Here is a 24,180-nt window from a genome sequence, read left to right as displayed (position 1 = left end):
GCCTGCGGGAGTGGCGAAGTCGGCAGACGCGCAGGATTTAGGTTCCTGTGTCCGTGAGGACGTGGGGGTTCGAATCCCCTCTCCCGCACCTGGGCCGGGTCCGGCAACTCGACCGGACCCGGCCATTCAGCTCCTGGTGCCCGCTGTCGCGACGGTCACGATCACCTGCCGGATCCCGCACCGGCGGGTCAGGATGGCCGGTGTGAGCCTGCACTTCGTCCTCGATCCCGAGCTGACCGCCGACCTGCGGGAACGCATCGTCACCCTCTGGGTGGACGTCACCAACGCCGGCGGCGCCGTCGGCTTCGTCGCCCCGGTGACCGCCGCCGACGTCCGGCGCCTCGCCGACCCCACCCTCGCGGCGATCGCGGACGGGCCCGACCGGCTCCTGCTCGGGTACGCGGACGACCGCCTCGTCGCCGCGCTGATCTTCTGCGACAACCGGTTCGACCTGAAGGCCCACTGGTGCGTCCTGAAGCGGGTGATGATCCACCCGGACACCCAGGGCCACGGATACGGTCTGGCGCTCATGCGCGAGGCCGAGCGGCTCGGCCGCGACATGGGGTACGCCGCGCTGCACGTGACCGTGCGGGACGGTCTGGGCTTGGACCGCTTCTACCGCCGGCTCGGCTACCGGGAGATCGGGCGGCTGCCGGGGGCGCTGCGGGTCGCGCCCGGGGACGACCGCGACGAGATCCTCATGTGGCGGGACCTGACGTCGGCGTCCTGACCGCGGGACCTGGGCCGCCGCCGAAGGGCGTCCCCCGTTGGCACGACATCCCGGAAACAGTGGCCTCCACCACCGGTCGGGGCCACTACTTCCCCGATCCAGCACGATCATGAGCGCCGCGGCGAGGGGACCCCGCCGCGACGGGACGCCGGGGCCGGGTCGCCGCGGTGTCTCAGCAGCCGGGTCTCTCGTCCGTGGCGGCGTCGAGCACCGCCGGCTCGTTCACCGGCACGCCCTCCGCAGACGAGGCGGAGGGCATGGGAACGGCACTCCGGCTGGGGGACGGGGTCGGCCGGGGACCGGGCCGCGCGGAGGTGGCGGCCGGCGCCGGGCGGGTGGTGGCGCCGGTAACCGTCCCGCCGCCGTACATCCGGACGTCGCTGCCCTGGACCTCACCGGGCGCCAACCGGACGCCGGTGGCGGTGACGCGGTGACCGCGCGCGTCGGTGACCCGGAGGGCGTACGGGCCCGGACCCACGCCGTCGGCGACGAGCCAGTAGTTGTAGTCCTGCCGGGCGGCCGTGCGCCAGGTGTCCGACCCGCTCTGCCGGACCTCGACCGTGCGCAGCGGGTTGCTGTGCCGGGCCACCTGCACGGCCAGCCACCAGCGCGAGGAGCCCTCCTTGACCCGGAAGCTGAGCGGGCCGGGCAGCTTCGGGTCCACCACCGCGCGGTAGCTGACCGGTACGATCCCCGCGACCGGGTCGGCGATGCGGGCGAACGCCTCCCGGGACAGGTCGAGGTGGCCGGGCAGGCATTCGGGGCACTGGTCCATGACCAGCACCCGGACGGCGCCCCGGGGGCCGGTCACGTCGAGGTACCCACCGCAGGCGGCGCCGGCGGCGTACTCGCTCGGGCCGAGCGCGACGTAGAGCCGGTCGGCGGGCGCGGCCGGGTAGGAGCAGTTCCCCCCGGCGCCCTTCGAGTCGTAGAAGGTGGCCTTGCCCTGGTGGGCGACTCCGGGGGCGGGCGGGCCGGCGAGCGCCGGTGCGGCGCAGGCGGGGGCGGCACCGGACCGCAGGGCGAGGGCCAGACCGAGGACGACGGCGAGGGCCGTCGCGCCCCCGGCGGCGAGCCAGCGGAGGAGACGGCGGCCGGGGCGGGCCATGGGAGCGGTACCGTCGGTCACGTCCGCCGATGCTGCCGCAGCGCGTGGCGAGCTGACAAGCGGGCTAAGCGAAAGCTAAGACGTGGCCTGCGGCGACCGGATGGCGGTCGCGTCCGGAGTGGATGGTTGGCGGCTCAGTCGACGACCACCTCGTCGCCGACGGACACCCGGCCCGTCCCCTCGGGAACGAGGTTGAGTCCGAAGAGGACCTTCTGCTGGACCGAGCGGTGCCGGGCGAGGGCACGCAGGGGTTCCTTTCCGCGTACGCCGGTCTCCTGGTCGGTGGTGGTGACCACGCAGCGGTCGCACGGCCCGGCGGCGCGGAAGCGGACGCCGCCGACGCGCAGCGTGCGGCCGGTCCAGTCGTCCTCCGCCCACGCGCTCGCGCCGTCCACCACCAGGTTCGGGCGGAACCGGGTCATCGGCACGGGCGGCTCCCCGGCCTCGGCCAACCAGTCGTTCAGCGCGGTGAGGGACGCGGTGGTGGCCAGCAGCAGCGGGTAGGCGTCGGCGAAGCTGACCTCGTCGCCGGTGTCGTGCGTCCGGTCGGCGGCGGGAATGTGCCGGGTGGGCCGGGCGAGGTGGACCAGGCGGACCGGGCGACCCAGCAGCTCACCGAGCCAGGCGTCCGCGGCCGGTCCGGCGGGCAGCGCGGGGACCCGCAGCTTGCGGTTGGAGAAGGTCCGCACGCCGACGGGCTCGGGTGCGGTCGGCTCCGGCACGTCGAGATCGGGACGGCCGTCGGCACGCAGGGTCAGCACGCCGTCTCCGACGACCGCCCGGAGCCGGACCAGCCCGGCGACCTCCCGCTGGGTGACGCCGACGCCGTCGGCGTCGACCACCATCCAGCGCCGGTCGCCGGCCAGGCCCCACGGTTCGACGCGCGCGTCGTCGTGGTCGAGCCGGTGACAACCCTTGACGGGGTACGTGTGAACCGCCTTCAGCCGCACCGCCCCACCATGCCACGCCGACGTGGCCCGCCGGGTACCCGTGCCGGCCTACCAGGCCACGCCGATGCCGTCGCCGGGGTACCAGTGGTTGGCCGGGGTCTCCCGGTAGGCGAGGAACCGGCGACCGGTGCGCTCGGCGTGCTCGGCCAGCACGGTGGTGATGGTGACGTTGTCGGTGAGCAGGATCGCGCCCGGGGCGAGCTTCGGCTCGACGGCGGCGAACTCGCGGCGCTCGTGGGCGCTGCGGTGGTCACTGTCGTGCAGGAACAGGTCGACCGGCCGGTCCAGCGCCGCGATGGACGCCAGCGAGTCCCCGATCACGAGGTCGACCACCTCGGACCAGGGCGCGACCGTGGCGAGGTAGCCCGCCTCGGGGTTGATGTCCAGGGAGGTCACCCGCCCCGGGTGCCCCTCGGCGGCGTTGCGCAGCAGGGCGGCGGCGAGGACCACGCTGCCCAGCCCCTTGTCGACGCCGGTCTCCACGACGTGCCGGGGACGGGCGGCGCGGACGATGGCGTACCAGCCGATCCGGCGGGCGTAGCGGATCTCCTTGTCGGCGAGGCCACGCCGGTCCGAGCCGGCGATGGCCGCCAGGAGGTGCTGGCGGAGGGTGTCGTCCGACTCGATCTCGTCGAGGTACGTCCGGACCTGGTTGACCGGGATGTCGCAGACCACACTGACGAACCAGGCGAGGTGGTTGCGGCTCAACGGCGTGAGGTCGTACGTGTAGTTGTGGTGTTCGCGGGACGTCACCAGCCAGCGGGCCGAGCTACGCAGCACCTTGGCGTCGTACCGCGCGACCGTGCGGAGCCGCTTGGGGAAGGCGGCGACCGGAGCGAGTGCGGTGCGGGCGATGGCACGGCGAAGCTTGATTCGGTCCACGGAAGCGTTGTACCAGTCCGGACCGGTCCGGACTGGTGAAAGTTTTCATTCAGCAGCGGAACTCGCCAGCCGCAACGGATGAGACAGAACTGACCTACCGGATCTGGCGGCCGGCCCGGCGCGATCGTATCCTTCGGTCGCGCTACAGGTCATGACGCTGGCCGAGGCGTTCACGGGGAGGGTCAACAAGTGTTCAGTCAACGGGGAACCAGCCGTTCGCGCCCACACGGCGCCTCGGCGACATGCCGAGGTACGCGGTGATGGCGCCGCAGGAGACGGTGGACGGCCAGGGATCGCCAGCCGGGTTCCCGTCTGCTCCGCTCAGGAACGAGTTGGAGGGGTCGACGCGGGCCGGCCTCGACACCACCGCCGTCCTGCCCTACGCCAGGTCCCGCACCTCGTCCCGCACCCAGTGGCTGCGGGCCTGGATGATGACGGCCCCTGTCGACGTCGTCGCGCTGCTCGCGCCGCTGCTGTTGTCGCAGAACTACTGGCGCGGCACGCTGGCCAACGCAGCCCTGACCGTCGCCTTCTTCGCGGCGGGCGGTCTCTACCGGCCCCGCCGCCACGTCAGCATCCTGGACGAGCTGCCGAGCCTCTTCGGTCGACTGCTGGCCTCCGCCGCGGTGGTGGCCATCATCGCGGCGGAGCGCCACTCCTCGGTGGAGTACGTCGGCGGGTTCATCCGGGGTGTGGCGCTCTCGGCGGTGCTGGTGATCGTCGGCCGCGCGGCCAGCAGGGCGTTCACCATCCTGGTGCGGAAGCGCCGCTGGGCGGAGCACAACGCGATCATCGTCGGCAACGGTCCGATCGGTCTCGAACTCGCCCGGTTGCTGCGCCGCTACCCGCAGTACGGCCTGCGATTCGTCGGCTGCGTCGACGCCGCGTCGCGTCAGGGCACCGGGGCGCTTCCCCTGAGCGGCACCCTGGACGACCTCGAGCACCTGGTCCGGCTGCTGGAGTGCGAGGTCCTGGTCATCGCCGACCCGGAATGCCACGAGTCCGCCCTCATGGACACCCTGCTGCGGCCCCGCAGCTCCCAGTGCGATCTGTGGGCCGTTCCCCGCCTGTGGGGTTCCCGTTCCCACCAGGGCGGATACCCCGACCACATCGGAGCCATCCCGATCGTCAAGATCGGTGACATCTCGTTCTCCGGGCCTCGGTGGGCCATCAAGCGGGCCTCCGACATGCTGTTCGCCGCGATCGCGCTGATCGCGCTGAGCCCGGTGCTGCTGCTCTGCGCCATCGCCACGTTCATCGACGGGGGCCCGGGCATCTTCTTCCACCAGGAGCGCATCGGCCGGCACGGCAGGCCGTTCAAGGTCATCAAGTTCCGGTCGATGCGCCCGGTGAACGAGCAGGAGTCCCAGACCAACTGGTCGATCGCCCACGACAAGCGCGTCGGTCCCATCGGCCGGTTCATGCGCCGCACCTCGCTGGACGAGCTGCCCCAGCTGTGGAACATCCTGCGGGGTGACATGAGCGTGGTCGGGCCGCGGCCGGAGCGGCCGTACTTCGTCGAGAAGTTCTCGGCCGAGTACCCGGACTACGCGTCTCGCCACCGGGTCCCCGTCGGGCTCACCGGGCTCGCACAGGTCAGCGGCCTGCGGGGGGACACCCCGATCTCCGACCGGGCGAGGTTCGACAACTACTACATCGAGAACTGGTCACTGTGGCTGGACGTCAAGGTGGTGCTCCGCACGGTCGCTGAGGTCTTCCGGGGCGGGGGCCGCTGACCGGGCCAGCTTCTGCGCGAGCGTCGAGCGCCAGTCCGACAGGGGCTGCAGGCCGGCTTCCTTCCAGCGTTCGTGACCGAGGACGCTGTACGACGGCCGGGGCGCGGGGCGACGGAAGCGGTCGCTGGTGGTCGGACGGACCCGGTCGGGGTCCAGGCCGCGCAGCGCGAACACCTCGCGGGCAAGGCCGTACCAGGTCGTCTCGCCCGACGCGGTGCCGTGATAGGAGCCCGCTGGGGCGCGGCCGGCGAGGGCCGCGTCGGCGAGCGCGACGAGCTGCTCCGCGAGCGCGTACGACCAGGTCGGCTGTCCCCGCTGATCGTCGACGACGTCGAGCTGCGCACGCTCGCCGGCCAGCCGCAGCATGGTGGCGACGAAGTTGGGTCCGTGTTCGCCGTACAGCCAGGCGGTGCGCACGATGTAGCCGGTGTCCGGCAGCAGCCGGGTCACGGCACGCTCCCCGGCGAGCTTGCTGCGTCCGTACGCGTTGACCGGGGAGGGAACCGCGTCCTCCGGGTACGGGGCGGTCCCGTCGCCCCGGAACACGTAGTCGGTCGACACCTGGATCATCCGGGCGCCGGTCGCGGCGCAGGCGTCGGCCAGGTGGGCGACCGCGTCGCCGTTGACGGCCGTCGCGGCCGCCTCCTGCGTCTCGGCGCCGTCCACGTCGGTCCAGGCCGCGCTGTTGATCACCAGGTCGTGCCCGGTGACCGCGGCACGCACCGCCTCCGGGTCGGTGATGTCGAGTTCGGCGCGGGTGGTGGCCGTGACCGACAGGTCACGTCGGAGGTCCAGGACGGTCAGCAGATCCCGGCCCAGCATCCCGCCGGCCCCGGTGACCAGCAGCCGCCTCATCGGGCGACGGCCGACGCGGCCTTCAGCGGCTCCCACCAGGATCGGTTGTCCCGGTACCACCGCACCGTCTCGGCGAGGCCGCGCTCCAGGTCGATGCTCGGTGCGTACCCCAGCTCGCTATTGATCTTGCTGATGTCCAGCGAGTAGCGGCGGTCGTGGCCCTTGCGGTCGGCGACCGGCACGACCCGTTCCCACCCGGCGCCACAGGCCTCCAGCAGCCGGCCGGTGAGTTCCTTGTTGGTCAGCTCAGTGCCGCCGCCGATGTTGTAGACCTCGCCGGCGCGGCCGTTCGCCTGCACCAGCGCGATGCCCCGGCAGTGGTCGTGCACGTGCAGCCAGTCCCGGATGTTGCCGCCGTCGCCGTACAGCGGCACCGTGCCACCGTCGAGCAGGTTGGTGACGAACAGGGGGATGACCTTCTCCGGGAACTGGTACGGCCCGTAGTTGTTCGAGCAGCGGGTGACCACCACGTCCAGACCGTGGGTGCGGTGGTACGCCAGCGCCAGCATGTCCGAGCCGGCCTTGGACGCCGAGTACGGCGAGTTCGGCGACAGCGGCCAGTCCTCGGTCCAGGAGCCCTCGTCGATGGATCCGTACACCTCGTCGGTGGAGACGTGCACGAATCGGGAGGTCCGGTGCCGCAGCGCGGCGTCGAGCAGGGTCTGGGTCCCCAGCACGTTGGTCGTGACGAACGGGGCGGCACCGGCGATCGACCGGTCGACGTGCGACTCCGCCGCGAAGTGCACGACGACGTCGTGACCCGCGACGACCTCGTCGACGAGCGCGGCGTCGCAGATGTCGCCCTGCACGAACCGCAGCCGCTGGTCCTGGGACACCGGTGCCAGGTTGGCCCGGTTGCCCGAGTACGTCAACGCATCGAGAACGGTCACCACCGCGGGCTCGACGGCGGGCACCCCCGTGGCGTCACCACCGGGCACGCCCAGCAGCATCCGAACGTACTCCGACCCGATGAAGCCGGCTCCGCCGGTGACGAGGATCCTCACGGGTTCGGAAGTGTACGCGTAACCCCAGGGCAGGCGGGGTCGAGGCGGTACGCACACGCCTGCCGGTGCGGGTAGTCTCCCCCGGTGCGCGGAATCCTTCTCGCTGGTGGCACCGGCTCGCGGCTGTGGCCGATCACCAGGGCGGTGTCGAAGCAGCTGATGCCGATCTTCGACAAGCCGATGGTGTACTACCCGCTGTCCACGCTGATCATGGCAGGGGTGCGGGAAGTCCTGATCATCACCACCCCGGAGGACCAGTCCCAGTTCCAGCGGCTGCTCGGCGACGGGAGCCAGTGGGGCCTGCGGCTGGAGTACCGCGCGCAGGCCCGCCCGGAGGGCATCGCGCAGGCGTTCGTGCTGGGCGCGGACTTCATCGGCGACGAGTCGGTGGCGCTCGTCCTCGGCGACAACATCTTCCACGGGGTGGGCCTGGGCCGGCAGCTCGCCGGCCACGCCGACCTGTTCGGTGGACGGATCTTCGCCTACCCGGTGGCCAATCCCGAGGAGTACGGGGTGGTCGACTTCGACGCGGCCGGGCGCGTGCTGTCCATCGAGGAGAAGCCCGCCCGCCCCCGGTCCCGGTACGCCGTACCCGGCCTCTACTTCTACGACAACCGGGTCGTGGACATCGCCGGCAAGCTCACCCCCAGCGCCCGGGGCGAGCTGGAGATCACGGCGGTCAACGAGACCTACCGCGAGTGGGGCGAGCTGTCGGTCACCGTGCTGGACCGGGGCACGGCCTGGCTCGACACCGGCACCTTCACCTCCATGATGCAGGCCGCCGAGTTCGTACGGGTCATCGAGGAACGCCAGGGCCTGAAGATCGGGTGTGTCGAGGAGGTCGCCTGGCGGGCCGGCCTGATCGACGACGAACAGCTACGGAGTCTGGCCGAGCCGCTGGTCAGGAGTGGCTACGGCACCTACCTGCTCGGCCTGCTCAGCGAGGTGCGGCCCGGGGACGTCCTCCGATGAAGATCCGCCCGCTGAGCATCGACGGGGCGTGGGAGATCACGCCGCAACTGCACGGCGACCCACGCGGGCTGTTCACGGAGTGGTACCGCTTCGACCAGCTCGCCGCCGTGGTCGGGCATCCACTGCGACTCGCCCAGGCCAACCTCTCGGTCTCCGCGCGCGGGGTGGTCCGCGGCATCCACTTCGCCGACGTGCCTCCCGGCCAGGCCAAGTACGTGACGTGCGTCCGTGGGGCCGTCGTCGACATGGTCGTGGACGTCCGGGTGGGCTCGCCGACCTTCGGCCGGTGGGAGGCGGTACGCCTCGACGACGTCGACCGCCGCGCCGTCTACCTCGCCGAGGGACTGGGGCACGGCTTCTGCGCCCTCACCGACGACGCCACCCTGAGCTACCTCTGCTCCACCACGTACAACCCCACCGCCGAACACACCGTGCACCCCCTCGACCCCGAGCTGGCGATCGACTGGCCCGCGGAGTCGCCGCAGCTGTCGGCCCGGGACACGGCGGCGCCGAGCCTGGCCCAGGCGCGTGACGCGGGGCTCCTGCCGCACTACGGGACCTGCCACTCGTACACGGCCGGCCTGAACTCGCGCGCCAACCCCTATTTCGGCGGGCCGTAGCGTCCCGGCGAGAGCGAGCCACGGGCTCGGGCCGGCCCGGAGGTGTGAGCCTGTTCATTCACGAGGATGGCCCGCCGGCCGGACATGGGTACTCGGTTCGGGACCGGAGTCAGTAGCATCACGCCATGCACTATCGCCACCAGTACGCGGAGCCTGAGACTCAGGTGCTCGACATCGCGCGAGCACCGGAGCCGACCGACCAACGCCGTCGACGGCGTCCCCGGTGGCAGCGCGTCGCCCTGATCACCTTCCTGGTGTTGGCGCTGATCGGTGGCGGCGGCATGATCGCGGGCGGCCTGTACCTCCGCTCGGTCGAATCCGGCATCGAACGGGTGGACGCCTTCGACGACGTGCCGGAGGAGGGCCGTCCGCAGGCGGTGGCCAAGGGCGCGATGAACATCCTGATCCTCGGCAGTGACTCCCGCGATCCGGACGGCACGTCCGGCTCCCGCACCGACACCATCATCCTGGCGCACCTGCCGAAGGACCGGTCGAGCGCGCAGCTCATCTCGATCCCGCGGGACACCTGGGTGCCGGTGCCCCAGTCGAAGGACGGCAGCAAGGGCGGCCGGAACGCCAAGATCAACGCCGCGTACGCCTGGGGCGGGGTGCCGCTGATGGTGCAGGCCGTGGAGAAGTTCACCTCGGTACGGATCGACCACGTCATGATCGTCGACTTCGCCGGCTTCAAGGAGATCGTCGACGCGTTGGACGGGATCGACGTCGACGTGGACACGACCTTCACCTCCATCCATCCTCCGCTCCGCACCTTCAAACAGGGCCCGCAGCGGATGAACGGCGAGGAGGCGCTGGACTACTCGCGGCAGCGCCAGCAGTTCCCCGACGGGGACTTCGCGCGCATCCGGCACCAGCAGCAGGTGATCCGGGCAATCATGGACCGGGCGGTTTCGGGTGGCATCGTCACGAACCCGGCACGGCTGAACTCGTTCGTCAAGGCGTCCTCCAGCGCCGTGTCGGTGGACGAGAAGATGTCCCTGCTGGACATGGCTTCCGACATGCGCAACGTGCGCAGCGCAAACCTCACGTTCCTCACCAGCCCGACGAAGGGCACCGGTCGGATCGGCAGCGAGAGCGTGGTCCTCGCGAACAAGGAGAAGGCCGAGTCGTTCTACGACGCCGTCCGCCGCGACGCGGTCTCCGAGATCCTGAGCCTCGGGAAGTAGGGAACCGCGTCCCTTCCCCGTCCGAGGCAGCAGGCGCCCGCCGAACGGCCGGCTGTCAGTCGGGCACGACGAACGGAAGCATCGTCGGCTCGTACCCTCCGCCGAGACAGCGTGCCGGGTCGGCGTCCAACACCGAGGCCAGCAGAGTGCCGAAGACGTCCCGGAAGTCCGTCGTCGCCTTGAGGTCGCCGTCGTCCAGGTCGGTCAGGCTCGGCTGCTCTCCGTAGAGTCCGCCCGTCACCTGGGGTCCGAGAACGAAGACCGGTCCGGCGGTTCCGTGGTCGGTGCCGTCCGAAGCGTTCGCCCGGACCCGCCGACCGAACTCGCTGTACACGACCACGGTCACCCGTCGACCGGCCTCGGTCCGCGCCAGCCTGCCCGCGAAGCTGGCCAGTGCCTGGTCGAGCTGGCGCAACAGCAGCTCGTGGCCGGGCCGCTCCGCCGCATGGGTGTCGAATCCACCGAGACTGGCGGAGTACACGCGGGTCGGGACCCCGGCCTCCACGCACTGAGCCACCCGGGAGAGCTGATCGGAGAGGACGCTCGCCCCGCCCGTGCCCGTTGCCGCGATGTCCGGTTCGGCGGTGGTGTCCGGCGGGGAGCCGACGGCTTCGGCATCCCGGATGAGCTGGTCGATCCGGATGAGATTCGCATAGGCGTCCGCGGCCCGCGCCTGCAGCTCGGATTCGTTCGGCTCCCGCCGCCCGAGCACACCGATCATCTCGGTGGTGACTCCGGCCGGCAGTTTGAGCCCGCCGATACTCACGCAGGCCCCGGTACGGGTCTCCCCCACGAGCAGCGGCGGCAGCATGGGCTCGAAACTCACCGCAGCCTCCGGCGCCGCCTTGACGCCGTCCAACCATCGACCGACCCAGCCGGAGTTGGTCGGGCCATCGGGTGACGCCGTCTGCCAGATGTCCATGGATCGGAAATGACTCCGATCCGGTCTGGGATACCCGGCCCCGAGGATGATGGCCAGGCGCTGCTCGCTCCACAGTCGACTCAGGCCCTTCATCACCGGGTTCAACCCGAGCGCACCGTCGAGCCGGAGCACCCGGTCCGGCTCGTAGGCCAGCTCGGGCCGAGCCGCGTGGTACGCCGGGTCCGCGTAGGGGATGACGGTGTTGAGGCCGTCGTTGCCGCCGTACAGCGTGACGATGACCAACTTGCGCGACTTCCGGTGATCTTCCCGAACGGATGCGTCGCTCGCGGTCCGCAGGAGGTCCGCCAGGCCCAGGGCCCCCAAGCCGGCGACGGCGCCGCCGCCGGCGACGCCAGAAGCCAGAAGGAACCTGCGTCGAGTCCATGCGTCCATGTCACGTCACCAGATATTCCGGGCTCGCCAACCCGAGCGTCAGCAGGCGCCGCGGGTCGTTCGTGCCCTTCAGCGCCGAGTACGTCCGGTCGGTCCACGTCTCCACGGCAAGGACCTGCGCCATGCCATCCGGAGTCAGCCGTTCGATCGGAACCAGCTGGGCGAGCCGCCCGGCCAGGTTCAGGCGGACCTGCGCCGCCCCGACCGTCAACCATTCCGCTCCCGCAGGCCACCCCTCGACACTCGGAGGGGCGAACGGCAACTGCCCCAACCGTTCCAGAGCGTTGAGGGCGTACGTCAGCATCTCGTCAGAGAGCCTCCCCGGCCGCAGACCCAACTGCCGCATCGCGCCGACGAACCATTCCGTCGGCTGCTTCACCAGCTTGCCCGCACTGGCCCGGAACGCGTCGTCCTCGAAGAGCTTCCGCAGCATCGCCATCGAGTCCGGAAACGCGCCCACCATTCTGTCCCGGGTGGACTCGGGGATCGGCTCGTTCGACGAGGCGTAGCGGAACCACAGCCGCTCAGCGATGAAGCGCGGGCACGTTTCGTGCCTGAGCAGGAGATCCACGAGCGAATGCGCGTCGAAGTTCCTCGTCACGCCGAGGATGCTCTTCATTCCGTCGTCGTGCGAGGCCGGACTGAAGTACGCACGACCCCGGTCGTAGTCGATCTTCCAACCGGTCAGCGCACGGCCCGCCTCCTTCACGTCCCGTTCGGTGTACCTGCCGATACCGAACATGAAGAGTTCCAGCAACTCGCGGCCCAGGTTCTCGTTGGGTGCGGTCCGTGTGTTGAGTTGCCCGTCGAGCCAGTAGATGAGCGCGGGGTCGGCGATCATCCGACGTGCCATCACCGCGAAGTCGAGCGAGTTACGCAGGTTCCTGTGCTGCAGGAGCATCAATTGTGGACGGATAACCTTCCGGACCGAGGTGGCCCAGTGCCCGTGCCAGAAGAACCACAGCCTCTCGCGGGTCTGGTGGTCTGCGACCGTGAGGCGGTCCAGCCACCACTGGGTGATCCGCCTCGTCTGCTCCCGGCGCTCCTCATCCCCCTTGCTCCGCTGGCTGGGGGTGGGATTCGACAGCCCGGCGAAGGGGTCCGGGCCGATGTCCGGAATGGGAGCCCGCAGGGCGCCCACGTCCGGCGCTGCCGGCGCTGTGAGGGTGGCGACCGTGGCCTCGTACCCTGCCTTCTTCGCCGCAGCCAACTCGGAGGACGTGGGACCGAAGCCGGCGCGGCGAAGGAGCAACGCGAGGTCGTCGGCCATGCCAGCAAATGTATGCGACGCCGAAGACACGGCCGAACCCCGGGCTTGCTGCCGCCTCATGGTCGACGGCTCACGCAGGGCCGGTCGACTCGCTTCGCGCCACGAGCAGTACCGCTCGCCCGGTCTGGAACGTATAGGTCTGCCGCACCTCGTAACGCTGCCCGAGGTACTTGATCTTCCAGCCGGGCGCGGCCAGCGGGTCACTCGGCGTTCCGTAGACACCTGCGGCCGGACCGATGAGCCAGATCCGGCGGGCGTTGGCCAGCCGTCCCTGGATATCGATGAACTCGGCCGCCTCCAGCGTCCCGGTGGTAGCCGCCGTCTGCTTCATCAGAATGTCCGGTGGCTGGACGGTGTGCGCCCACTCCAACTCGTTCAGGTAATGCGCGAGAGTCGGCCGCATCGACCAGGCGAAGTCCGTGTAGACGACGACATCACCGGTGGCCGCGTTCTCATGGATGGCAGAAGCCATGCTGCGGGTGTCCGGCGCGTTGTGCGTCTGCCGCACCGACTCCTGCGCGGGCAGCGAGAGGTACACGAGCACTCCCACGATCGCCACGGCGCGCACGAGCCGCGGCAACACGTTGACCGCCCGCACCCGGACAGTGGTGATGGCGGCGGCGGCCAGCACCGCAAGAGGCGCGAGGAGGAAGATGCCATAACGCGGCACCCACACCGGAACGAACAGCGAAACCCCGATGACCGCGGCGACCGGCACCGTGATGAGGGCGACAAGCTCGGCGTAGCTACGGGTCGGCAGAGCGACGAAGGCGCTGACAGCGAGCAGCAACAGCAGATACCCCACGGCCGGGCTGAATGCGACATCGCCGGGCAGCGTGACGATCGTCTTCCAGGTCGGTGTCTGCACCCAGTGAAGCTGGGAATGATGCTGGCCCCTGCCCAACCATATGAGCGGTGCGACGACCACCAGCGCGGCACCTATCGCCGGAAGCGCCCGCCAGAGTCGGCGATCACGCTCTTTCCGCCACGCCATTGCCAGAATCACCACATGCGCGGCCACCACGGAGAGCGCGACCAGATGAAAAATCCCGGTGAGAGCCAGGCAAAGGCCATATCCCGCCCAACGCCACGCGGTGGGGATCCGCACGGCGGTGAGCAGCAGCAGGGATGAAAGTGTCGCGAAAAGAAACGCGAACGCGTAGGGCCTGGCCGTGTGGGCGAAGAAAACCAGGCTGGGTATCACCGAGCAGATGGCGCCGGCGACGATTCCGGCTGCCTGTCCGGCGACCCGGCGGCCCAGTTCGGCGGTCACCCCGGCGCCGAGCGCCATCGCCAGAAGCGAGGGCAGGCGCAGGACCACATCGGACTCGCCAAAGATCGCGACCAGTCCCAGGAGCACCAGGTAGAAGGGGGTGATCACCGCGTCCTTGTAGCTGGCCAACTGGAAGAGCTCGCCGGGCGACCGAGTCGCGGCGGAGAGCGTGGCGCCCTCGTCCCAGTCGAGCGGGACACTGGTCAGCGAATAGCCAGCGACCACCAACATAAGGGCGAATCCGACGCCCAAGGGTACGCTCTTCCTGACGTTCACCAGGTTCTCCTTCCCCGCGTGGCAAGGAGAATAGCGAACGCCCTCGCGTTTTTCTTACCGCCTGGGGTGGTGTCGACGGTCCTGCCCGCCGCGCTAGCAACGGCGTTGGTCCGCAGCGGGCCCAAAGCGCCTTGGGTAACTGGTTGACTACTGGTTTGCCCATTACTAGAAGCCTTGGGTTCAGGGAAACTCGGCGTGTCGATCGCGTCGGTAAAAGGGGGAGAATCAGGGCCACGATTGTTTTGTCCGGCCCGATGAGCGGGCCAGCGGGTTTCGGGCCGCTGGCAGCGCAGCACCGTGGTCCAGACTCAGCACCTCCTGAGTAGGCTCACCGGCCGGGTGCGGCGTCCATCTCCGCTCGCGTGGAGACCGAGGTGCACGCCGCCAGCAACTGCCGGCGGACCGCCGCAGAACTGTGATGCGCCACGACCCACTCCCGACCGTTGGCGGCGAGTCGCGCGGCGGTCTCCGGCGCGGACAGCAGCCCGCTGACCGCCGCGATCCAGCCGGCCCTCCTCATCGGCGACGCGGACGTGAACACTGTCGGCCACACCCGCACGGTCGGCCGCATCCGCCTTGCTCCGCCGGCTGGGGGGACCTGTCGGAGTCGGAGCCCTCGCTGCCGGTGGCCGATCCGAGCCATGACGCGGGTGGGCCGCCGAGACGCGCATCGCGCGTGTCTCGGCGGCCCACTGAACCTGCCGCGTCCAGGACGCCGGCTCAGGCGCTGGTGCTCAGCCGACCTTCAGAACCTCGTAGGTGAACATCGTCGAGGGGCCCGGCGCGTTCGCGAACGGATCGAAGTTGGCGATCAGCGGCGAGTTGCCGCTGTTCGGTGCCTGCACCAGGTTGTAGTTGGTCTGCGACTGGAACACCAGGCTGCCGTCACCCCAGTGGTAGAGGTAGAACGACTCCGCCGTGCCGATCGCGGTGGCGCTGGCGATGAGCGGCTGGGTGCCGCCCGAGGGAGCGGTGACGTAGCGCCGGTTGACGTGGGACCGCAGCGCGACGGCGTCGCCGCCCATGTCGAGCATGTCGAACTTCTGCCAGTCCGTGGTCACGGTGGAGTTGGCGATCAGGGCGCTCCTGCCGGCCTCCGCCGCCGTGACGAACTTGCCGTTGACGGCCGCGCGGAGCACGACCACCGCGGAGGGTGAGGCCCAGATGAACTTCTCGGGTCCGCCGATGGTGGTGGCGTTGTTGATGAGTGGCACGGTGCCGTTGGACGGGGCGGTGACGTACTTGCCGTTGATCTTGGCGATCAGGCTGACGGTGCCGTCGCCGTTCATGACGACCTGGAAGCGCTGGGCGTCGGTGATGGTGCTGCTGTTGGCGTACAGCGCGCTGGTGCCGCCGGAGGTGGCGGTGACGTACTTGCCGCTGGCCCAGGACCCGAACGCGATGTAGCCGCTGCCGGCGTCGACCACGGTGAACTTCTCCGAGTCGCCCATCTGGTTCATCGGCTGGGTCGGGGTCAGCGGCAGGGTGCCGCCGGGACCGACCGAGACGTTCTTGCCGTTGGTCAGGGACCGCAGGCCGGTGACCTGCGGCACGGCGGTGGTGCCGATACGCAGCATCACGTCGCTGGTGTTCCAGGCGGCCGTGTTCCGCACGACCCGTCGGGTGCCGCCGTAGACGATGACGTTGCGCACCTGCGTCGGCGTCCAGGCCGGGTTCGCCGACAGCAGCAGCGCGGCGGCGCCGGCGACGTGCGGGCTGGCCATCGACGTGCCGCTGTACTTGTCGATCGCGGTGTCGCTGGTCGCCACCGACGACGGGATGTGGTGCCCCGGGGCGTGGACGTCCACGCAGGTCCCGAAGTTGGAGAACGACGCGCGGAAGTCGACCTCGTCCGTGGCGCCCACGGTGATCGCCAAGGGGGCGCCCGCCGGCGAGTACAGGCAGGCGTCTTCCGCGCTGTTGCCAGCGGCGACCGCGTACGTGACGCCGGAGGCGATGGAGGCCTCCACCGCCGCGTCGACCACGGCGCTGGACCCACCGCCGAGGCTCATGTTCGCCACCGCCGGCTTGACCGCGTTCGCGGTCACCCACTCGATGCCGGCGATGACGCCCTCGTACGAGCCGCTGCCGGTGCAGTCGAGCACCCGCACGCCCACCAGCTGGACGGCCTTGGCCACGCCGTAGTTGGTGCCGCCGATGGTGCCGGCGACGTGCGTGCCGTGCCCGTCGCAGTCGTCCGCGATCGGGTCGTTGTCGATGAAGTCGTAGCCGTGGCTGGCACGCCCACCGAACTCCTGGTGCGTGACGCGGATGCCACTGTCCAGGACGTACGCGTGCACGTTGCTGGCCGTGTTCGGATACGTGTACCGGTTGTTCAGCGGCGCGAAGATCTGGTCCAGCCGGTCCAGCCCCCACGATGGCGTGTTCAGCTGGGTGTCGCTCTTCGACACCTTCCGGTTCTGCTCGACGTACGCCACCTCGGGGCTGGCGGCCAGCCTCTTGGCCTGCGCCTCACTCATCCGGGCGGAGAAGCCCCGGATCGTCCGCGTGTACGTGCGCGACACGGCGCCGCCGTACCGCTTGGTGAGAGCCGTGGCGCTGGCACCGACCTCGGCCGGCGTCGCCTTGGTGTCCTTGAACACCACGATGTAACTGTCCTTGATGGCGCCCTTGTCGGCGGCCCCCAGGATCCCCGGAACCCTCTTGTCGTCCGGCGGGCCGGCGTACGCGGCACCCGTGCCGAACATGCTTGCGGCGGCCGCGACCGCGGCGAGGGCGAGCCCGGCCACGACCGACCGGCCACCTCGGCGAACTTGGAACACGTGCAACTCCCCGTGGGATACGTGAGCGTCCACAGTCGACGTGAACGGCGTTGCCTCTCGGCAAAGCGCAGCCCATCCTCGCCGATGAGGGCGACCGAGGGCTCAGCCGTTCGGGCCAATTGACGACGAGACAGCGACATCGGCCACTCAAGCGGGCGGCCCGCCTCACCGCTCGGTCGCGGCCGGCTGACACTGCGCGCCGGCGGGTCAGGGCCCGCCGGCGCGCAGCACCGTTGTCCGACGTCTGCCGAGTCGGCTCACCGGCCGGGTGCGGCGTCCATCTCTGCTTCCGTGGAGACCGAGGTGTACGCCGCCTGCAACTGCCGGCGGACCGCCGCGGAGCTGTGATGTGCCACGACCCACTCCCGTCCGTTGGCGGCGAGTCGCGCGGCGGTCTCCGGCGCGGACAGCAGCCCGCTGACCGCCGCGATCCAGCCGGCCCTGTCGTCGGCGACGCGGACGTGGACACCGTCCGCCACACCCGCACGGTCGGCCACCATGCTCGTCGTCACGCTGGGAACTCCAGCCGACATCGCCTGGATGAGCTTCAGCTGGACGCCGGTGCCCCGGAAGATCGGCGCGATGGCGACGGCAGCATCCGCGTAGTACGGCTCGACCGCGGGGGCGTTGGCGTGGAGCTCGATGCCGTTTCCGACCAGTTCCTGGACCGCCTTGGGCGGGTCCGTGCCGACGATCCGGAGCCGGGCGTCCGGGACGGCGTCGCGAATACCCTGCCAGCACTCGCGCGCGAACCACATGAGGCCGTTGACGTTCGCCTCGTAGCTGAGCCGACCGACGAACAGGACCGTCGGTGCGATCGGGCCCTCCTGCCGCTGGACGGAGAAGTCGCAGGGGCTTCTGACCAGGAAGGTGTTGGGCCGCTCCTGGCCGGGCAGCGACGGAGCGGAGAGCATCAGGGGAACCCCCATGCTGACCAGCTTCTCCTCGCGGGCCCGCATCCGGGGCGCCTCCAGGCGACCCAACGCTCGCCACGCGGGGCTGGGCCCGTGCGAGGCCAGTTGCTCGTAGTACTCGCTGCGGAACTCGTCCAGGTCGATGATGACCGGCGTCGAGCCACAGGCCTCGACCAGGTGCACGGTACGGAAGACGTTGAGGTGCACGACGTCCGGCTGGAAGTCGTCCAACTCCCGCCGTAGCGCGTCGGTGAGCGCCTTCGGGCTCGCATACCCCGTCTGCAACGAGACCCCGGCGCCAAGTGCTCGCGCGGAGCGCAGCATGGAACCGACCCGCGGGTTGGGGATGAGGGTGCGGTGCTCGACCGGCAGCAGCTCCGCCAGCCGCGCCTCTTCCTCGTCGTGTACCAGCCCCAGGAAGCGGACATCATGCTCGGCGGCGAGCATCTCCATGATCACAAGGCTGCGCGGACGAACCGATGCCGGGATCCATGGCGCTACGAATAGAATCTTCAAATCGGCAGCCTCCTCAGGGCTGACGCGAGGAGTCGCTGACCCCGCGTGCCATGTTTCGAGAAATAGACGTACATGCCGGACCGGTACAGGTTGTTCTTACCGACCGCGGCGGTGCTGGTGCTCTCCTTGTGTTCGGCGACGCTCGTCCCGACCGACGCGACGCCCCAGCCGGCGGCGTGCAGCCGCGTGCACAGGTCGACGTCCTCGAAGTAGAGGAAGAAGCCAGGGTCGAACCCACCGATGGAGCGGAAGGCATCACCTCGTACGAGCATGCAGAAGCCACTCACCCAGGCAGCCTGGCGCACCTCGCCGGTCGGCTCGACGTCGAGATACTCGAGCATCTGGAACTTCTTGCGCAAGGGTGTCGCGCGAGCCAGATACTGCTTCAGGCGCCTCGGCACGAGATGGTCGACCTTCAGCGCCGCCAGCCATTCCTTCGCGATGCTCGGCTCAGGCCCCGCCGAGATCCCGAAACGCCCGTCGGGGTAGCGCATGAGCGGCGCGACCACCCCCAGCTTCGAGTCGACCCGCAGGGCCTCCACGAGGTGCGTGAAGGACTCGGGGGTGATGTGGCAGTCGGGGTTGAGAAGGAAGTAGGCGTCAGCGTCGGGGAGGGTGTCCGCCGCGGCGTTGATCGCCTTGCCGAAGCCGACGTTCGGCAGCGAGATGACGGGGTACCCGAAGGACTTCGCGACCTCGACGCTGTCGTCCGTGGAGGAGTTGTCCACGACCACGACATGGTCCACCGGCAGGGCGCCCAGGCAGCCCAGACTCAGGGGAAGCTCTCGGGCGGAGTTGTAGGAGACGATGATCGCTGCGATTTTCACTGCCGACTCGCAATTCCGTAGGCGTCGAGGTACGAGCGGACGGTGTCGTCCCAACGGAACGTCCGCTCGATGTGTGCGCGGGCACGCCGTCCGCGCTGCGCGGCGTCCTCGGGTGATTCGACTGCGGCCCGAACGGCCGCCGCGATCTCGTCGGCCGTCGACGCGGTGTACAGCATCGAGGCGTCACCGCGCACCGACTCGGCCGGTCCGCTCGACGTGATGACGGGACAGCCGAGGGCCATGGCGTGCGCCACCTTCATCAGCACTCCGCCGCCGACGATCGACGGTACGACGACGGCGTGGGCGTCGAGCATCTCGGACCGGAGGTCGGGCACCGCACCGGTCACCACCACCCGGCCGTCGCTCTCGCCGAGGCCGACCACCTCGGCGGACGGCTCCGCCCCGACGATCCTGAGTTCCGCCTGCGGCAGGCCCTGCCACACCAGCGGCATCACCTCGCGCGCAAGGAACTGAGCGACGAGGGCGTTCGCTCGTCGCCACATCGCCCCGGCGAACACCAGTCGCGGTCGCTCCGTCGTCGGCGGCGGCGACCAGGACCGGTCACCGATGTGCACCCCCGGCCGGGCGAGCACGGTGTTGGAGTTGTGTGCCGCGGCGACCGCGAAGTCGGCGTCGGACAGCGTGATGACGGCAGCCGCCTGCCGGATCGCCGCGCGTTCGAACCGTCGCGTCCGAAGCAACTCGGCGAGACGGTACGGCCGTTCCAGACCGGACGACGCCCGGTACGACTCCAGCATCACCTTCTCGGTGATGTCGTGCAGGCCCAGCACCGACGCGGGGCTGATCCCGACGACCTCGGCGGACTGCAGGTACTCCGAGTGGACGACATCGGGCCGGATGCGGCGGATGAGTTCAGCGGCCTCTCGGGTCGCTTCTCGGGGCCAGGCTTGGCGCAGCCATGCCGGTTCGAGCCGGAAACGGTCCCGGTGGCTCGGACGAGCGGTGACCGTGGCGGGCAACAGGGTGTACTTCAGATCGTCCCGCTCGGATACCGCGGTGTTCTCCGGCGAGTACACGAAGAGGTCGACCTGTTCAGCCAGCCGCGGTGTGAGCTGCACGATCGTGTCGGCCGCGGCGTGGTAGTGGTGCGCGTTCGGCGCGAACGGGGTGAGCAGGAGGACGCGCATCAGCCCAGCCGCTTCAGAAGCGTCGTGACGAACCCCTGCGCGACTCGTCCCTGGGCCGCGACCCGCTGGGCGGCCTCCCGGAACTGCTCGGTCGCCGCGGCAGCCGCGGTCGCCGTGCGGTAGAGCGTCTCGGCATCGACGTCCGGTGGCACCAGGTACTCGCGGAGCCCCAGGTCGACGAAGGCGTCATGGACCTTTCGCTCGTAGGCGATGGCCACCGTCGGAACGCCGATCGCCACGGCCAGGAGCGCGGCGTGCAGGCGGGTGCCGAGGACGAGTTGATTCGTCCCGAGCGACTGCAACCAGTCGCGCAGGGCCCCGGCGAGAGGACGGCTGCCGTCCAACGGGGTCGAGTCCAGGTCCAGCAGGTCGCGGAAGTCGCGCTCGTAGATGACGCGGTCGTCCTCGCCGTGCGCTCCCCGGCCGAAGGCCATCGGGAGGAACGTGCCCGACCATCCGTCCTGACGAAGCCGGGCGACACATCCGGAGGTCGCCGCCACCAGTGAACTCTCAAGGTCCGGCGCGAGCGGTCGCATCGACAGCGCGAAGCGGCGGCCGGCATCGATCCGCTCCAGGTCGGGCAACGGCAGGGTGTACGCCATGTCGCCGATGACCTCCGCCCCGGAGCCGAAGTGCGACGCGGTTCGTTCGTCGCGCACACCCACCGCCACGCAGGAGGCGCCGATGAGACGAAGCACCTGACGGCCGAACGCCGTTCCTCCCTCCCGCACGCCGACACCGACGGTGGCGACGGGCGTTCCCGCCACCTTGGCCATCGCGATGATCCTGCCGAACATCGGCAGGGTGCCGGGCCAGGACAGGTTGGGGGACCGCTCCTGGAAGATCGTTCCTGGGCCGAGGAGAAGCAGGTCGCACGACTTGATCGCGCGCTGCACCGCCACCTGACGCTCGGAGGCACCACGAGCCCGCAGGACGGGCATGTGCTCCGCCTGCACACCGTGGAGTTCGGCGACCCGCTCGGGGTTCGGGGAGAAGACCACGAACGAGGCGTTCTCCTTGACCGCGCGGACGCAGGTGATGAGCGAGTGGAGAAGGATCTCGTCTCCGAGATTGTCCGATCCGAACCACCCGACTATTCCGACCCTCACATGTCCTCCGTCGTTGCGGCCGGCAGGTGGCCTGCGGCCCGTCGTTGTGCCACAAGTCTGGCGGTCGCCAGAGCAAGGATGATGCCGCCGATGGTGACGGACGCCGAGGCCGGTTCCATCACCGTCAGCAGTCCGGCGAGCGCCCATGCCGCCGCCGCCACACATCCGAACGTGATGAGGACCGGCCACACCAGCTCTCTGATCCGCAGGAACCACAGCAGCGACCCGGCCACGACGAGCTCGTTCAGCACCATGGCGCAGGCGGCACCGTAGGCGCCGTACCTGGGGTCGAGTGCGATGTTCAGTCCGACGCTTCCGCAGATGCTCAGCACCAGCACCACCAACCGGCTGGCGGCGCGGCCCCGGGCCAGCAGGATGGCGGACAGACCAAAGTTGGCGAATCGCAGTGCGAGGAAGAGGGTGAGCACCATCGCGAGCTCAGGGATGTTGCCCGCCTGGTCACCGAACAGCACGGCGGTCCCGATCGGAAGACCGATGAAGATGACGCCGGCGGCGCCCTGGCCGGCGAGCCCGAAGAACTGAAAGACCGTGACCGGGTCGTTCGCCTGGGCGGTCCCGGAGGCCCGCCGCGGCGCGGCATAGGCAAGGGCGCCGACGCCCATCGACGCCGCGACCTGGACCGCCGGTCCGATGATCGCCGCTGCCGAGACGTATTCTCCGACTTCCGCAGCGGTGACGAAGAACGCGAGTACGAGGACGTCGCCGCGGAAGTAGAAGAGACCGAGGAGGTCGGAGGCGAAGTACGGCAGCGCCAGCCTGATGTGGTGGGCCGAGCGGGCACCTCGGGATTCACGGAGTGACGGCAGGATTCGCACGACGAGAACCGCGGCAGTCGACCGGAGGACGGACGCCGTCAGGAAGTAGACCGCAGCGTCACCGAGGGTCAGCCCGTTCATCAGCCACACGTCGATCGCGCACGCGCCGACGAGCAGGAGGCCGGTGGACGTGTTCGTCAGCGGTTCGGCCCAGGCCGAACGCGTGCCTCGGATGAGGACCCACGCCGTCTCGTTCCACTGTTCGAGAAGGCTGGCGACGAAGATCAGGAAGAAGGCGAGCTGCGCTTCCCCGGGAAGAAGCACGCCGATCAGCACGTACGCGACGGCGGCGGCCGCCATCAGCACGGCGAGACGGCCGCCATGGATCCGGGCGACCACGGGGGGCGAAACCGTCCCCGCGGCGGCCTCCCTGGTCAGGTAGGTCGGTAGGCCGAGGGAGAGCGCGGCGGCGGTGAACGACGCGGTGAGCGTGGCCATCCCGTAGAAGCCGACGGCCTCGATGCCGGCGCCCCTGGTCAGGAACGCCATGACCACCAGGGTTGTCATCCGCGTGGCCAGGGTGGAGAGCCCCAGCAGCCCCGACACGACCGTCAGAGACGTGCGCCGTCCCGCCGGCGCCCTGGTCTCAGTCGCGACCATCGCCGCGCACACCTGCCGAAGACCGCGTCCGGGCACCGAAATAGCCGGAGACGAGCGCCAGCATCAGGAAGTAGGGGCCCTGCAACAGTCCCCAGCCCGTCATTCCGATGAGGAGGAGACCCGGCAGCGCGCTGACCAGAACCCTGGGGGCCAGTTCCGAGGTCCGCGAACGGAAGACGGAACGGGTGGCCGTCGTCGCGGTCCGTACGAACGGCAGCCAGAGGAGCAACGCGCCGAGGATGCCCACCTCCGCGGCGCTCAGCAGTAACACGTTGTGCACAGGCACACCGCTCGCGGTGAGTGGGTCCGAGGCGCCGGCGACGGCGACGTAGCTGTTCGGTCCCACTCCGGCCCAGGGATGTGCGCGGATCACGTCCCACGCGACCGTGAGGAGGTGTTGACGGGATCCCCCACCGGGGTCCGCCAGGAATCGCTCGATCAGCCACGGTAGCGATGCCACGCCGAGCACGCCGGTGAGACCGAGGACCACGAAGTACCTCTTCTGCCACCGCCCGGTCATCAGCTCGAGCAGCATGAAGACGAGGATCACGGAGACCACGGCGGCGAGGACCGTACGACTCTGCGTGAGGGACACGCCGAGGAGGACGACACCGAGCGTCGTCCAGGCCACCCATCGTTCCCGCACCGTCCGCTGCGGCAGGGTCAGCGCGCACAGACCGCAGAAGAACAACAGCTTCGCCAGTTCCCCCGGATGGCTCGTCAGGCCGGTGGCACGCCCGAGCACGTCGAGCGCCTGTTGGCCGGAAACGCGGCGCAGCGGAAAACCGAGGACCGCTGCGGTGATCGCGAAGAGCTGGAGCCACGCCACGACCGCGAAGGCCCAGAGCAGGATCGAGTGGCGGCGGTCCGCACGTTCGGCCGCTGCACCGATGGCGAACACCGTCGCCGCCAGGCAGAAGTGCAGGATGCCGCTCAGGGTACGCAGGGACGCGTCCCAGGAGAGCACGGCGAACAGGGCCACCCAGCCGAGAAACGGCACCCACAGGAGAAGTGCGCGGACGAGTCGACGAGGCGTGTGCAGCGCCACCAGCACCAACGCCACAGCGATCGAGATGGTGTACGAGTACAGCGTCGGCGTTCCGGTCGTCACACCGGCGTAGATGACGACATCGGCGGGTACGAGGGCGACCGGCACCAGTCCGAGCGTCGCCACCACGAGCGCCAGTGCGGCGACGATGCGCTGATCCGGGTCGGACCGCAGACCCCGGGCGACCGTCCGGCCGACCTCGGTCAGCCGGACAACCACGCTCG

The 24,180-nt window shown here is 70.0% G+C and carries 21 protein-coding genes and 1 tRNA gene; 6 read left to right on the top strand and 16 right to left on the bottom strand.

Annotated features, from left to right (window positions below; all coding sequences use genetic code 11):
• Positions 1-4: 4 nt before the first annotated feature.
• Positions 5-88, top strand: a tRNA-Leu gene (locus tag ACIBR0_RS15850).
• A 48-nt stretch (positions 89-136) separates the two neighbouring features.
• On the top strand, positions 137-730 hold the full coding sequence (locus ACIBR0_RS15845; RefSeq protein WP_396716155.1) for a GNAT family N-acetyltransferase: 594 nt from the start codon (positions 137-139) through the stop codon (positions 728-730).
• A 172-nt stretch (positions 731-902) separates the two neighbouring features.
• Here ACIBR0_RS15845 and ACIBR0_RS15840 read toward each other — a convergent pair whose 3' ends face one another.
• The 3 genes from ACIBR0_RS15840 to ACIBR0_RS15830 form a co-directional block, all read right to left on the bottom strand.
• Positions 903-1,859: an expansin EXLX1 family cellulose-binding protein gene (locus tag ACIBR0_RS15840; RefSeq protein ID WP_396716153.1), complete on the bottom strand. Its 957-nt coding sequence runs from the start codon at positions 1,857-1,859 to the stop codon at positions 903-905.
• Between the two features lie 113 nt (positions 1,860-1,972).
• Positions 1,973-2,788 (bottom strand): MOSC domain-containing protein, encoded by an 816-nt coding sequence (locus ACIBR0_RS15835; protein WP_396716151.1) that lies wholly within the window; start codon positions 2,786-2,788, stop codon positions 1,973-1,975.
• 48 nt (positions 2,789-2,836) lie between these two features.
• Positions 2,837-3,670, bottom strand: coding sequence for a class I SAM-dependent methyltransferase (locus tag ACIBR0_RS15830; protein ID WP_396716149.1), 834 nt, complete (start codon positions 3,668-3,670; stop codon positions 2,837-2,839).
• A 242-nt stretch (positions 3,671-3,912) separates the two neighbouring features.
• Here ACIBR0_RS15830 and ACIBR0_RS15825 point away from each other — a divergent pair, with 242 nt between their 5' ends.
• Positions 3,913-5,406, top strand: a complete 1,494-nt coding sequence (locus ACIBR0_RS15825; RefSeq protein ID WP_396716147.1) for a sugar transferase — start codon at positions 3,913-3,915, stop codon at positions 5,404-5,406.
• Here ACIBR0_RS15825 and rfbD read toward each other — a convergent pair.
• Positions 5,338-6,261: a dTDP-4-dehydrorhamnose reductase gene (gene rfbD, locus ACIBR0_RS15820; RefSeq protein WP_396716146.1), complete on the bottom strand. Its 924-nt coding sequence runs from the start codon at positions 6,259-6,261 to the stop codon at positions 5,338-5,340. The genes ACIBR0_RS15825 and rfbD overlap by 69 nt on opposite strands.
• Entirely contained in the window at positions 6,258-7,265 is a 1,008-nt protein-coding gene (rfbB, locus tag ACIBR0_RS15815; protein WP_396716144.1) for a dTDP-glucose 4,6-dehydratase, read from the bottom strand. The genes rfbD and rfbB overlap by 4 nt, the downstream gene beginning before the upstream one ends.
• 84 nt (positions 7,266-7,349) lie before the next feature.
• Between rfbB and rfbA the strand changes: the two genes are divergently transcribed.
• From rfbA to ACIBR0_RS15800, 3 genes are all read left to right on the top strand, one after another.
• The gene (gene rfbA, locus ACIBR0_RS15810; RefSeq protein ID WP_396716143.1) at positions 7,350-8,237 is read left to right on the top strand and encodes a glucose-1-phosphate thymidylyltransferase RfbA; all 888 of its coding nucleotides are present in this window, start codon (positions 7,350-7,352) and stop codon (positions 8,235-8,237) included.
• The gene (locus tag ACIBR0_RS15805) at positions 8,234-8,857 is read left to right on the top strand and encodes a dTDP-4-dehydrorhamnose 3,5-epimerase family protein (RefSeq protein WP_396716142.1); all 624 of its coding nucleotides are present in this window, start codon (positions 8,234-8,236) and stop codon (positions 8,855-8,857) included. The genes rfbA and ACIBR0_RS15805 overlap by 4 nt, the downstream gene beginning before the upstream one ends.
• 125 nt (positions 8,858-8,982) lie before the next feature.
• Positions 8,983-10,041, top strand: a complete 1,059-nt coding sequence (locus ACIBR0_RS15800) for an LCP family protein (protein WP_396716140.1) — start codon at positions 8,983-8,985, stop codon at positions 10,039-10,041.
• A gap of 55 nt (positions 10,042-10,096) precedes the next feature.
• On the opposite strand, the gene ACIBR0_RS15795 is transcribed toward ACIBR0_RS15800, so the two are convergent.
• The 11 genes from ACIBR0_RS15795 to ACIBR0_RS15745 all read right to left on the bottom strand — a co-directional run bounded on the left by ACIBR0_RS15795 (position 10,097) and on the right by ACIBR0_RS15745 (position 24,175).
• Complete coding sequence (locus ACIBR0_RS15795; RefSeq protein ID WP_396716138.1) at positions 10,097-11,206, bottom strand: DUF1501 domain-containing protein; 1,110 nt, start codon at positions 11,204-11,206, stop codon at positions 10,097-10,099.
• Between the two features lie 151 nt (positions 11,207-11,357).
• Positions 11,358-12,626: a DUF1800 family protein gene (locus ACIBR0_RS15790; RefSeq protein ID WP_396716136.1), complete on the bottom strand. Its 1,269-nt coding sequence runs from the start codon at positions 12,624-12,626 to the stop codon at positions 11,358-11,360.
• Between the two features lie 70 nt (positions 12,627-12,696).
• Positions 12,697-14,175 (bottom strand): glycosyltransferase family 39 protein, encoded by a 1,479-nt coding sequence (locus ACIBR0_RS15785; RefSeq protein ID WP_396716134.1) that lies wholly within the window; start codon positions 14,173-14,175, stop codon positions 12,697-12,699.
• 328 nt (positions 14,176-14,503) lie between these two features.
• Positions 14,504-14,746 (bottom strand): glycosyltransferase, encoded by a 243-nt coding sequence (locus ACIBR0_RS15780; RefSeq protein WP_396716132.1) that lies wholly within the window; start codon positions 14,744-14,746, stop codon positions 14,504-14,506.
• A 163-nt stretch (positions 14,747-14,909) separates the two neighbouring features.
• The gene (locus ACIBR0_RS15775) at positions 14,910-16,958 is read right to left on the bottom strand and encodes a S8 family serine peptidase (RefSeq protein ID WP_396716131.1); all 2,049 of its coding nucleotides are present in this window, start codon (positions 16,956-16,958) and stop codon (positions 14,910-14,912) included.
• A 257-nt stretch (positions 16,959-17,215) separates the two neighbouring features.
• Positions 17,216-18,325: a glycosyltransferase gene (locus ACIBR0_RS15770; RefSeq protein WP_396716129.1), complete on the bottom strand. Its 1,110-nt coding sequence runs from the start codon at positions 18,323-18,325 to the stop codon at positions 17,216-17,218.
• A 59-nt stretch (positions 18,326-18,384) separates the two neighbouring features.
• Positions 18,385-19,215 carry a glycosyltransferase family 2 protein gene (locus ACIBR0_RS15765; protein WP_396716128.1) on the bottom strand — a complete coding sequence of 277 codons (831 nt, stop codon included), beginning with the start codon at positions 19,213-19,215 and terminating at the stop codon, positions 18,385-18,387.
• A complete protein-coding gene (locus ACIBR0_RS15760; protein WP_396716126.1) occupies positions 19,212-20,363 on the bottom strand; it encodes a glycosyltransferase in 1,152 nt (383 codons plus the stop codon). Before ACIBR0_RS15760 ends, ACIBR0_RS15765 begins: the two co-directional genes overlap by 4 nt.
• Positions 20,363-21,472: a polysaccharide pyruvyl transferase family protein gene (locus ACIBR0_RS15755; protein ID WP_396716124.1), complete on the bottom strand. Its 1,110-nt coding sequence runs from the start codon at positions 21,470-21,472 to the stop codon at positions 20,363-20,365. Before ACIBR0_RS15755 ends, ACIBR0_RS15760 begins: the two co-directional genes overlap by 1 nt.
• The gene (locus ACIBR0_RS15750; protein WP_396716122.1) at positions 21,469-22,908 is read right to left on the bottom strand and encodes a lipopolysaccharide biosynthesis protein; all 1,440 of its coding nucleotides are present in this window, start codon (positions 22,906-22,908) and stop codon (positions 21,469-21,471) included. The genes ACIBR0_RS15755 and ACIBR0_RS15750 overlap by 4 nt, the downstream gene beginning before the upstream one ends.
• On the bottom strand, positions 22,895-24,175 hold the full coding sequence (locus ACIBR0_RS15745) for an O-antigen ligase family protein (RefSeq protein WP_396716121.1): 1,281 nt from the start codon (positions 24,173-24,175) through the stop codon (positions 22,895-22,897). The genes ACIBR0_RS15750 and ACIBR0_RS15745 overlap by 14 nt, the downstream gene beginning before the upstream one ends.
• Between the last annotated feature and the right edge of the window lie 5 nt (positions 24,176-24,180).

Origin of the sequence: Micromonospora sp. NPDC049497 (assembly GCF_044465805.1) — a bacterium.
In the GTDB taxonomy this organism is placed as follows: domain Bacteria; phylum Actinomycetota; class Actinomycetes; order Mycobacteriales; family Micromonosporaceae; genus Micromonospora.
The sequence above is the reverse complement of the archived record's forward strand: the minus strand, read 5'-3'. Positions and strand labels throughout refer to the sequence as shown.